This window comes from Aeromonas sp. AE23HZ002T15 (genome assembly GCF_054165525.2).
Genome location: NZ_CM201342.1, coordinates 283849 through 294952, shown reverse-complemented (window position 1 = coordinate 294952; position 11104 = coordinate 283849). Strand labels below are relative to the sequence as shown.

At 62.9% G+C, this 11104-nt stretch carries 11 protein-coding genes; 5 read left to right on the top strand and 6 right to left on the bottom strand.

Annotated features, from left to right (window positions below):
* Positions 1-44: 44 nt before the first annotated feature.
* The 4 genes from ACT5M9_RS01300 to cra form a co-directional block, all read right to left on the bottom strand.
* Positions 45-737, bottom strand: a complete 693-nt coding sequence (locus ACT5M9_RS01300) for an RES family NAD+ phosphorylase (RefSeq protein WP_457978517.1) — start codon at positions 735-737, stop codon at positions 45-47.
* Positions 737-1141, bottom strand: a complete 405-nt coding sequence (locus tag ACT5M9_RS01295) for an MbcA/ParS/Xre antitoxin family protein (RefSeq protein ID WP_457978519.1) — start codon at positions 1139-1141, stop codon at positions 737-739. Before ACT5M9_RS01295 ends, ACT5M9_RS01300 begins: the two co-directional genes overlap by 1 nt.
* Positions 1142-1367: 226 nt before the next feature.
* Positions 1368-2561 (bottom strand): aromatic amino acid transport family protein, encoded by a 1194-nt coding sequence (locus tag ACT5M9_RS01290; protein WP_457978520.1) that lies wholly within the window; start codon positions 2559-2561, stop codon positions 1368-1370.
* A 324-nt stretch (positions 2562-2885) separates the two neighbouring features.
* On the bottom strand, positions 2886-3881 hold the full coding sequence (cra, locus tag ACT5M9_RS01285) for a catabolite repressor/activator (protein ID WP_457978521.1): 996 nt from the start codon (positions 3879-3881) through the stop codon (positions 2886-2888).
* Positions 3882-4187: 306 nt separating this feature from the next.
* Between cra and fruB the strand changes: the two genes are divergently transcribed.
* Genes fruB through fruA form a run of 3 tightly spaced genes read left to right on the top strand, consistent with a single transcriptional unit; the run spans position 4188 to position 8004 of the window.
* Entirely contained in the window at positions 4188-5306 is a 1119-nt protein-coding gene (gene fruB / locus ACT5M9_RS01280; RefSeq protein ID WP_457978523.1) for a fused PTS fructose transporter subunit IIA/HPr protein, read from the top strand.
* Positions 5303-6277 carry a 1-phosphofructokinase gene (gene pfkB, locus ACT5M9_RS01275; RefSeq protein ID WP_457978525.1) on the top strand — a complete coding sequence of 325 codons (975 nt, stop codon included), beginning with the start codon at positions 5303-5305 and terminating at the stop codon, positions 6275-6277. Before fruB ends, pfkB begins: the two co-directional genes overlap by 4 nt.
* Entirely contained in the window at positions 6274-8004 is a 1731-nt protein-coding gene (gene fruA / locus ACT5M9_RS01270; RefSeq protein ID WP_457978527.1) for a PTS fructose transporter subunit IIBC, read from the top strand. The genes pfkB and fruA overlap by 4 nt, the downstream gene beginning before the upstream one ends.
* A gap of 129 nt (positions 8005-8133) precedes the next feature.
* Here the strand turns inward: fruA and ACT5M9_RS01265 are convergent, their stop codons facing one another.
* A complete protein-coding gene (locus ACT5M9_RS01265; RefSeq protein ID WP_457978529.1) occupies positions 8134-8385 on the bottom strand; it encodes a DUF1289 domain-containing protein in 252 nt (83 codons plus the stop codon).
* A gap of 218 nt (positions 8386-8603) precedes the next feature.
* On the opposite strand from ACT5M9_RS01265, the gene ACT5M9_RS01260 reads away from it, so the two are divergent.
* Both ACT5M9_RS01260 and mltA read left to right on the top strand, forming a co-directional pair.
* Positions 8604-9161 carry a metal-independent carbonic anhydrase family protein gene (locus tag ACT5M9_RS01260; protein ID WP_457978530.1) on the top strand — a complete coding sequence of 186 codons (558 nt, stop codon included), beginning with the start codon at positions 8604-8606 and terminating at the stop codon, positions 9159-9161.
* Positions 9162-9467: 306 nt separating this feature from the next.
* Positions 9468-10619 carry a murein transglycosylase A gene (mltA, locus tag ACT5M9_RS01255; RefSeq protein ID WP_438550840.1) on the top strand — a complete coding sequence of 384 codons (1152 nt, stop codon included), beginning with the start codon at positions 9468-9470 and terminating at the stop codon, positions 10617-10619.
* 122 nt (positions 10620-10741) lie between these two features.
* Here mltA and yfaE read toward each other — a convergent pair whose 3' ends face one another.
* Positions 10742-11059 (bottom strand): class I ribonucleotide reductase maintenance protein YfaE, encoded by a 318-nt coding sequence (gene yfaE / locus ACT5M9_RS01250; protein WP_457978532.1) that lies wholly within the window; start codon positions 11057-11059, stop codon positions 10742-10744.
* Positions 11060-11104: the final 45 nt, after the last annotated feature.

Genomic DNA, 11104 nt, shown 5'->3' with positions numbered 1-11104 from the left:
GAACCCCGCCAGTCTGGTGGGGTTTTGTCTTGTCGGAGATGTGATTATTCCCCATAGAGCCTTATCTCGAGCACATTGGCGATGGCGCTGCCGTTCCAGTGGTATTCCAGATGCTGGGTCTGATGGATCTTGGTGATGAGGCGGGGGCGGTAGAGCACGTAGCAGTCGTGGCCGCTGTGGCGCACCGAGCGATAATGGATGCCATCTTGGCCGTTGGCCTGCTGCTCTTTGGCAAACTCCTGGGAGTGGCCGTAGTCGGTGGCGTGATAGAGGGGGGAGGCGAGATAACCATCCCCGCGAATATCGACGAGGTGGGCGCAGAACTCGGTGTGAAGCACCCGCATCTGCAGTTTCTGGGCCGGCTCCTGGGTGTAACCGAAGACGCGCTCTTGGTGATAGACGGTTTCTTTCACCGCTGTATCGAGGGCGGGGGCGCAGTAGTAGCCGCCAAAGTCCCCCGTGGTGAAGCGGGCCCCCTCCGGATTGAGGTGGGTGAAGGCCGCCATCACATAGCTGCCACCGGCCAGTCCCACCAGCCAGTCTTCTTTTGGCACCCTGCCAAGATCTCCGGCTTCTTCCTTCAACCTGTCGTTGGTGAGGGCCTCGACGGCCCAGACCGCCTCCAGCTCGTCGGCGTTGGCCACGTCTTCATAGAGGCAGATGGGGGGATAGCGGCTCGGGATGATGCGAAAGGCGTGCTGATCGTCCAGCTCGCTGAGGGGCGGAGCGGCTGTCATCAGGCCTGACCCCCACGCCAGGCGTGCAAGCGGGTCGCGACCTCATAGAGATCGGCCACGCGCCCCCCCTGCATGACGTCCATGGCGCTGCGCCCGGCGAAGAAGGGGTGGCTGTTGGGTTTGCGCACCCAGCCGTAGATGCTCTCATCGAGGCTGAACAGCAGTCGCAGGCTCTTGTGGATGTTGAGGATGTAGCTCATCCGCTCCTGCAGATCGACCCCAAGGCGTATGCCACCGCTCGATTCCTTGTACTTGTTCAAGGTTGAACGGGACGAGATGCCAAGCAGGGTTAGCTGTTCATCTGTGCTGCACTGCCATTTATCCAGGATGCGGAATACCACCGGCAGCGCCTTGCTGGGATCGATGGCGTTCTCTTGCCGGGATATTTGTGCTGTTGCGACCATGATGCCTCCTGAACCTCTGTGCCGAAGCGGGCACTGATGCGGTCTATCGCTTGGTTATCAGTATAGAAGTGCTGTGTATATATGTACACATGCATACAAATCTAAATTTATTTGTTCATTGTTGTTATAGGTGAGTCTCTTGGCCGGTCTATGGCTAGGATCAGAAAGGGGACCAATAAAAAGCCCCGCCAATGGGGCGGGGTTTTTGTTTTTCAACCGATGAGGATCAGAGGGCGGGCAGGAAACCGAGGCTCACGCTGACCTGAACCCCGACGATCAGTACCCCCATGGCGCCGGCCAGACCCAGGGCCAGCACGCCACCCGGGGCGCGGTAGTGGTGCGCCTCGGCTCGCTTGCGACTCTGCCACACCAGGGCCACCGGCAGCAGTACCGCCAGCACCGCCAGCGCGATGGCGGCGTAGCCCAGCGCCATGATGAAGCCTTGCGGGAAGTAGAGGGCAAACAGCAGGGGCGGCACAAAGGTGATCATGCCTGTTTGTACGCGGCCGCTGGCGTTGTCCTTGCGGCGGGTCACCTTGGCCATGAAGTCAAACAGACCCAGGGTCACCCCGAGGAAGGAGGTGGCGAGCGCGAGATCTGCAAACAGATGCATCGCCTGATTGAAGGCCGGCCAGCTGACCAGGTTGCCGACGTTGGCGAGCAGGCTGTCCAGGGCGCCGCCAGTCTGGATGAGGCTCTCCTGGCCGAGCAGCCCCAGGATGGCGACCTGCCACAGCACGTAGAGAATGAGCGGCAGGGCGGAACCCCACACGAAGACCCGGCGCAGCTGTTTGGGGCAATCGCCCAGGTAGAGCATCACGCTCGGGATGGAGCCGTGGAAGCCGAACGAGGTGAAGATGACCGGCAGACCCGCCAGCAGCAGGCCCTGGCCGAGCGGCATGGAGAGCAGGTGCTGGCCTTCGGCGCGGGGCAGCAGCAGGGCCAGCACTCCCACCATGATCACCAGTTTCACGGTGAACATCAGCCGGTTGAGGTAATCCACCTGCTTGGTGCCGACGCAGACCATGCCGCCAAACAGCAGGGTGAAGGCCCAGGCGGCCTGCTCCTGACTGACGCTCATGCCCGCATCGGCCAGGGCTTGGGCCAACAGGCTGCTGCCGCCGCTGATGTAGGCGGAGGCCAGAGAGTAGAACAGCATCAGGATGCAGAAGGAGGCGATGCGTTTGCCCCAGGGGCCGAGCAGTTGATCCGCCAGTTGGTGCAGGTACCACTTGCCGGTGTTGAGGCTTGCCTCTACCTGCAGCATGGCGGTGAAGGCCATCAGGGCCCAGAGCCCGACCATCAGCAGCAGGGTGGCGGGGCCGCCGAGGGAAGAAGAAGCCAGCGGCAGGGCCAGCATGCCGGCGCCGATCGTGGTGCCGGCGATGAGCAGGGTACAACCGAGAGTCTTGGTGTTCATGAGGTTCATCCGAAACTGTAAAAAGATGCCAGGAGCAGTGGTGGCAAGGCGCCTCCGGGGGCGAGGCCGGAGGCTAGCGATATCGGAATGGCTGCATCTGTACACTGGACCTGTCGATTGTAAAATTTGGTTGCCAAGTTAGCGGATTAAAATAGCGGTTACAAGGGATAAAGGCTGTGCTTTGTACTGTCAGGTGGCAGTAAGTGGAAATAAATGATGACAGTGTGGCGTTATGGGTGGTGAAAAATGCGCCGACGAGTGATCTCGCCGGCGCAGGGTTCAGTGCCCGGCCTGGCGCCGACGCTGGCATGTGGGTGAGGGGGGTTAACGGCGGCGCTTGAGGGTGCGGCTCACATAATGCAGGCCCGCCTGGTAGTCACCGTTGATGGCCTTGAGGGCGAGAGCCAGCGCCTGGCTCGCCAGGGCATCGTGCTGTTGGGGCAGGGAGTTGATGCCAAAGGGCAGGAAGTCCAGCAGCCTGTCATCGCCGAAGGTGGCCATGGCGAGCTGGCTCATGTCGCTCTCCTGCTCCAACAGATAGTCGAGCACCCCTTCCATCAGGATGTAGGAGGTGGCGACCAGGGCCTCGGGCAACTGGCCGAGTTGCTGGTGCAAGCGCTTGATCAGCCGATAGCCCTCGGCGCGGGAGAAGTGCTCCCCCTCGCAGAGATGGGCTGAGGGGCGGGCACCGTTGTGATCCGCCTGCGCCTGTTCAAAACCCGCCTTGCGCTCCTGGCTGATCGTGAGATTTGGCAGTGCCGTGATCAAAGCCAGATGCTGGATGGCCGGGGTGAGCAGGGAGGCGGTGAGATCGCGGCTCGCTTTTTGGTTCTCGCTCGCCACCGTGATGAAGTGCTCCGCCGCCATGGCGCGGTCGATGGCCAGGATCTGCACGCCGCGGGCCTGCTGATCCAGATAAAAAGGATCAGCAGGCGGCAGGCAGCTCGCCACCAGCAGCGCATCCACGTGGCGGCTCACCAGCATGCGGGCCAGCTCCTTCTCGGTATCCGGCTCATCTTCCGAGCAGACGATCAGCAACTGGTAACCCTGGGCCCGCGCCCCCTGCTCGAGCCGCTTGGCGAGCTTGGCATAACTGGCGTTTTCCAGATCCGGCAGGATGAAACCGAGCGTCCTGGTCTGGCCGCCGCGCAGGGAGGCGGCGCGGCTGTCCGGTTGATAGTTGTGGGCATTGACCACCGCCATCACCTTGTCGCGGGTGGCCTGGCTGATGCGGTATTGATCGGCCTTGCCGTTGATCACATAGCTGGCGGTGGTGCGCGAGACGCCGGCCAGGGCGGCGATTTCATCCAGTTTCATCATGTTGGCTCTGTTTGAGTTGCAAGGCCCGCGTCTGCCCGAGGCGGGGCAGCGAAAAGTGTGCGCGGGATCATATCATTGAAAAGCACTCTCTGCGGGTACTTGAACAATTGGCTGAAACGATTCAGTCTGAGTGTAGGTGAAACGATTCAGCTTGTCAGCAAGCAATGGCCGACCGGGTTTAAAAACGGGTTCCGGATCACGATGGGACACATTCCGGTCTACTTTTGGCAGGCAAGTTTCCTGAAATTCAAATGGTGTTGAGCAGAACCCGCTCTCAGGCGAGGTCGACTCTTGAGGAGAATCTCTATGTTGAAGTTGGCGCGACAGCAGATACTGCTGGGGCAATCGGTCGGGACCAAGGAGGAGGCCATCGCCCTGCTGGCCGACAAACTGACCGAGGCCGGTCTGGTGGAAGCCGGCTATGTGGATGGCATGCTGGCCCGTGAGGCGCAGCACGCCACCTACCTTGGCAGCGGCATCGCCATTCCCCACGGCACCACGGACACCCGTCATCTGGTCAAAAGTACAGGCGTCATGGTGGCCCAGTTCCCGCAAGGGATTGAATGGGATGATGGTCAGATTGCCTACGTGGCCATCGGCATCGCCGCCAAGTCCGACGAGCATCTGGGGATCCTGCGCCAGCTCACCCATGTGCTGGGTGACGAGCAGGCCGCTCAAACGCTCAGGACCGCCACCGATGAAGAGACCATCATCAAGATCCTGACCGGTGCCAACGAGGCGAAAGAGGTGCAATTCCTGACCCTGGCCGACTTCCCGGCGGACGATCGGGACCAGCTGCTGCTGGGGGCTGCCGCCCGCGCCAAATCCGCCGGCTGGGGGGACGCCTCCATGGTGAGCGCTCTGCTGGCAAGCGAACCTGCCTATTTGGGGGAAGGCGTCTGGCTGGCCCGTGCCAATGTGCAGCACACCGCCTCCGCCCAGACCGGTTGGGTACTGGCCACCCCGAGCACAGCGCTGAGCGCAGGGGATCTGCCGGTGAACGCCTTGCTGCTGCTGTGCGCCGCCGATGCCAGCCATCTGCCGCAGCTCGAGAATCTCGCCAAGCTTGCCGCCGCATCTCAGCTCGCCAGCCTGGCGGGCAGCGAGGGGCTCGCCATGTTGCAAGCGGGGCCGGCATCCGGCCTGTCCGATACCTTCACCATCATCAACCCCCACGGCCTGCACGCCCGCCCTGGCGCCATGCTGGTCAAGGTGGCCAAGGAGTTTGAATCTGACATCCGGGTGGCGAACCTGGATGGCAGCGGCGAGGTGGTCTCCGCCAAGAGCCTGATGAAGGTCATCGGCCTGGGTGTGAAATGCGGTCACCGTCTCGCGTTTCGCGCCGAAGGGGCGGACGCCGAGGCTGCTCTCAAGGGCATAGGCGCCGCGATTGCCGCCGGCCTGGGTGAGGGAGCCCTCTCATGACACTAATGACCATCACCCTCAACCCGGCGCTGGATCTCACCACCCGCCTCGAGGCCCTGGTCCCTGGCGAGGTGAACCTGGTGAGCGAGGGCAATCTGCGCGCCGCCGGCAAGGGGATCAACGTCGCCATGGTCTTGAAAGATCTTGGCCGTGAGGTGGGGCTGAGCGGCTGGCTCGGCGCCGATAACCAGCAGAGCTTCGTGTCGCTGTTTGCCGAGCGCGGGCTGGCGGATCACTTCGTGCGGGTCGCGGGCAGCACCCGCATCAACGTCAAGATCTCCGAGCAATCGGGGCGGGTCACGGATCTCAATTTGCCGGGACTGGACATCAGTGATGAGGCCATTCATCAGCTGGAGGCGGCCATCGACGATCTGGCCCCTCATGCGGATTGGTTCGTGCTGGCGGGCAGCCTGCCCAAGGGTGTGGAGCCGGCCTATTGCGCCCGCCTCATCACCCTGCTCAAGGCCAAGGGCAAGAAGGTCATCTTCGATTGCAGCGGCGCGGCCCTCAAGGCCGGCCTTCGCGCCGCGCCGACCCTGGTCAAACCGAATCTCGAGGAGCTTGAGCAGTGGGCCGGGCGCCCCATCAAGACCCTGAAAGAGCAGGCCGAGTGTGCCCGCGCCCTGCAGGCGGACGGCATAGAACACGTGGTGGTTTCCAACGGCGCAGAGGGCCTCATCTGGTTTGGCCCGGATGCCGTTTGGCAGGCCGTGCCGCCGCGCATGCAGGTGATCAGCACGGTCGGCGCCGGTGACTCTCTGGTGGCCGGGCTCGCCCACGGCCTCAGCCTTGGCTGGGCGCCGGAGCAGACCCTGCGCCTCGCCACCGCCGTCTCGGCTCTGGCGGTGAGCCAGGTCGCGGTGGGCTTTAGCGACATCCGGGTCTTGACCCCCTTACTGGAGCAGGTTCGGGTACAACGCCTCGATCCCGCTCAATGTGATCCTATGGAACCTTCAGGAGATGCCCAATGAAAGCAATCTTGGTCACGGCTTGCCCCGCGGGCATCGCCACCAGCTTTCTCGTTGCCAAACGAATAGAACAACAGGCCAAGCTGGCCGGTTGGGAGCTGCAACTTGACGTTGACTCGAGCGTGCAGCCGCGCCAGCAGCCCTCGGCCGCCGATATCGCCGCCGCCGATCTGGTGCTGGTGGTGGCAAACGCCCCGGTGGATCTCGCTGCCTATGACGGCAAGCGCCTCTATCAGGGCAGCATGGATCTCGCCTTGCAGGATCCCGCTGCCGTGCTGAGCGCCGCCGAGAGGGAGGCCAAGGTCTATCGCCATCAGGCCGCGCCGGCTGTTGCCGCTACACTTGCGAGTGCTACCAAGCGCATCGTGGCGGTGACGGCTTGTCCCACTGGCGTTGCCCACACCTTTATGTCGGCGGAAGCGCTCGAGACCATGGCCAAGCAGCTGGGTCATCAGATCCGGGTCGAAACTCAAGGTTCGGTCGGTGCCCAGAATGCCCTGACGGCGGAGGAGATAGCCGCCGCCGATCTGGTGTTCCTCGCCACCGACATCGAGGTGGACATGGCCCGCTTCGATGGCAAGCCTGTGTATCACACCAGCACGGGGGCGGCCCTCAAGAAGACTCGCGCCGAACTGGATAAGGCCTGGACCGAGGCCGCCGTCTATCGTCACAGCGGCGCTGCGGTTGCTAAAAAGGAAGAGAAGGCCGGCCCTTACAAGCACCTGCTGACCGGCGTCTCCTTCATGCTGCCCATGGTGGTGGCCGGTGGCCTCATTATCGCCATCTCCTTCATCTTCGGGATTGAGGCGTTCAAGGAGCAGGGAACACTGGCTGCTGCTCTGATGCAGATCGGCGGTGGCTCGGCCTTCGCCCTGATGATCCCGGTGCTGGCGGGTTACATCGCCTACTCCATCGCCGACCGTCCGGGTCTGGCTCCCGGCATGATCGCCGGTATGCTGGCAAGTTCCCTCGGCGCCGGTTTCCTCGGTGGTATCGTCGGTGGCTTCCTGGCCGGTTACAGCGCCAAGTTCCTGAGTGACAAGGTGCGCCTGCCGGTGACACTGGAAGCGCTCAAGCCCATCCTCATCATTCCGTTGTTCGCCAGCCTGTTCACCGGTCTCGTCATGATCTACGTGGTGGGCGGCCCGGTCGCCGGCATCATGAGCGCCATGACAGAGTTCTTGAACAACATGGGCTCCGCCAACGCCGTGCTGCTGGGGGTCATCATCGGCGCCATGATGTGCTTCGACATGGGTGGCCCGGTCAACAAGGCTGCCTACGCGTTCGGGGTCGGCCTGCTCGCCTCCAAGACCTATGCCCCCATGGCCGCCGTGATGGCTGCTGGCATGGTGCCGGCACTGGGAATGGGGATAGCCACCTTCCTCGCCAGCAAGAAGTTCATCAAGGCGGAGCAGGAAGCGGGCAAGGCCTCCTTCGTGCTGGGTCTGTGCTTCATCTCCGAGGGGGCCATTCCGTTCGCCGCCAAGGATCCGATGCGGGTCATTCCTGCCTGCATGGTGGGGGGGGCCCTGACAGGCGCGCTCTCCATGCTGTTCGGCTGCGAACTGGTGGCGCCCCATGGTGGCCTGTTCGTGCTCTTCATCCCGAACGCCATCAGCCATGTGCTCATGTACATACTGGCGATAGCGGCAGGGTCGCTTGTGACCGGTGTCGCCTATGCCATGCTCAAGCGCAGCGAGCAAGGGGCGACCAAGCTGGCGACGGCCTGAGTGGCTAACAGTTTGCTAGTGAAATAGTGCAAGAAGGCGACCCTATGGTCGCCTTCTTTTTTATTGCCAGTAGGATTTCCAACAGGGTGGCATGCAGCGAAACAGGCTCGCAATATCGAACGTCGGCTGTCAAAAATCCCAACCTGTGGGGGGCGATGACGGCGGCTCGGCGGCCTCGCGCGCCTTGCGCCGCGCCGCCTCCACCCGCGCCTTGCGGCCCCGGCACAGACGCATCACCTCCTGCTGCTCGGCCGGGGTCATGGTCAGCCAGTTGAAACGCTCCTCCCGACTGCGCAGGCACCCCTTGCAGTAACCCTTGTTGTTGACCTCACAGACCCCGATGCAGGGGCTCTGGAGCGGGAAGATCTCGAGCTGTTCCATCCACCACCTCTCGCGCCTCGTTACCTTGTTATAACCCAGAGTGGCCCGTTGGCGAAGGGGCTGCCATAAAGGGGCAATTTCTGGCAGGGACCGAGCCAGCGGAATGCCAGATGCGAGGGCGCTAGAACGCAGAATGGGACAGGTACGGGGATGGCGCTCCCCGTGTCCGGCCCTCGGCTAAGCTTCGAGATGCTGTTTATCTATCAGGAGTCACAGACATGAAAGGGTTACACCAAGGATCGGGTCTCGCACTGATATGGCTGGTGGCCAGCGGGGCATTGGGCGCCGCCGAGCTGATCAATCGCAACATCACGGAGGCAGACGTCAAGGGCGCGCAGGATGGCTGGGGCAAGGCCCTGATCCAGATCAGCGACGACTACCGGGCGGGAGGCATCGAGAAGGCGAAGGCCACCGCCTCCGCCGTGCTCGACAGCGCTTACGGCTATGCCGACGGGCCCGTGCTGTTCAAGCCGACCCTGGCGAGCGGGGAGCAGACCTTTCGCCTGACCAAGGCGGGGGCGCTGGCCTACTTCGTCGGTCAGGATCCGGCCTATCCGTCGGATACCGGCTTTGCCCTGAAAAACTGGAAGAGCTACCGCTACGACAATGCCGCCGTCTACATCGACGGCAACATGGCGCTGACCATGGGAACAGTGCACCTCGTCGATCGCGATAACAAGGAGGTCGATGTGGACAAGACCTGGGGATTTCGCAAGGGGGACGATGGCAAGGTGCGCATCATCCTGCATCACTCCTCGTTGCCGTACTCCCACTGAGCCCGTTTAGCCCTGGGCTGGCCCTGTGCGATGAGGCACCGGGCCAGCCTCCCTTGTCGCGGCGCCATGCGCCATTCATCCATTCTGTCCTGAACCGTCTCTGTGTGCATCCCTGTCGCAGGGATCGACAAAGGCGATGAATTTTGCAATTTATGGGGTCAACAGGGCCTTTGTTTTTGTATGATAGCGCCGCCTGTGGCGGGGCCAGGGACGCGCCTTGAGGGGCTCGGGATCTCCCGCCCGGAGCATTGAGTTAATTCATCATTATTTTCATGAAGTTAGCGTTTTCTGGTTAGACGAGGAATTATGAACAAACGCGCGTACTGGTTGAGTGCCCTGGTGCTTGGGTTGGCGGGTTGTGCCAGCGACCCCGAGCCCGCCAAGGTCCCCCAGAAGAAGTCAGATGCCAGATGCTTTTTGAACTGCGAGGTGCCAGTCAATCTGGGCAAGCAGTATCTGGACGGCACACTGCCGGACGATCTGGTGCGGGTGGAGTATGTCAACAGCCGCCAGTCGTCGGATTTCAGCCGATTCGGCCCCCAGAGCCGGTTGGTACTGGAGCGCTCCGGCCGGATGGCGAGCCGCTACGGTGAGCTCTATCGCCAGCTCTCCCGCTGGGTGGCGAACGGTGGCAATCCCGCCCAGATCACCCAGTACGGCATCAGCCTGGCCCAGCTCGGCGGCGCCGATCGCATGGGTAACGTGCTCTTCACCGGCTACTACTCGCCGGTGCTGGAGGTGCGCCACCGGCCGGACGCCAAGTACAAGTACCCCATCTACGCCATGCCCAACTGCGCGGGTCGCTGCCCGAGCCGCGCCCAGATCCACCAGGGGGCCCTGGCGAATCGCGGGCTCGAGCTTGGGTACAGCAAGTCCCTCATCGACAACTTCCTGATGGACGTGCAGGGCTCGGGCTTCGTGCACTACGGCGATGACGACAGGCTGCAGTACCTCGGTTACAGCGGCAAGAACGGCCACGGCTATGTGAGTATCGGCCGGGTGCTGATCGACCGCGGCGAAGTGCCCAAGGAGCAGATGTCCATGAAGGCCATCAAGGAGTGGGCCAACCGCCAGCCGGAAGAAAACGTCATGGAGCTGGTGGAGCAGAACCCCTCCTATGTCTTCTTCGAGCGCCGCCCCACCAACGACGTGGTCGGCGCCGCCGGCATTCCGTTGCTGCCCATGTCGGCGGTGGCGGCCGACAAGACCTTACTACCCATGGGCACCCCCATCCTCGCGGAAGTGCCGCTGCTCGACAAAGCCGGCAACTGGACCGGCAAGCACCAGCTGCGCCTGTTGATCGCCCTGGATGTGGGCGGTGCGGTGAAGAAGGGGCACCTGGATCTCTACCACGGCATGGGGGAGAAGGCCGGGGTGGCCGCGGGCCACTACAAGCACTTCGGCCGGGTCTGGAAGCTGGGTCTGCACCACGGGCCGACCGCCGCCCCCTGGATCTGACGCCATAAGCTGACCGACGCGGGCAGTACATGCGTGAGAAATAAAAAAGCCGCCGGATTATCCGGCGGCTTTTTTGTGGGAGCTCGGCGACGAGATGTGGCCGGCTTAGGTCTGTGAAGGGATCAGGCCTTCTTGAGATCCAGCCGTATGGCGCCCACCGGTTTGCAGCAGCAGGGCAGGCACTCTCCCTGGGAGACGAAGGCCAGCGGCACATTGGGATAGTGCACCCGGCCTTCGAGCAGCGGCGTGCGACAGGCGCCGCAATAGCCGCTGCGGCACTGGAACTCCACCTGATGGCCGTGGCGCTCCAGAGTCTCCAGCAGGCTCTCGCCAGGGTGGGGCGAGAGGGTGCCATCCCCGGTATGCACCAGGGGCGTCAGAGCCTCCTGCTCGGCCTCATGGCGCAGGGTAGGGGACGGGGTGCCGATGGCATCACTCATTATGCCGTGTCACCGCGTCGACAGCCGCTGCCCGTCACGGCGCAA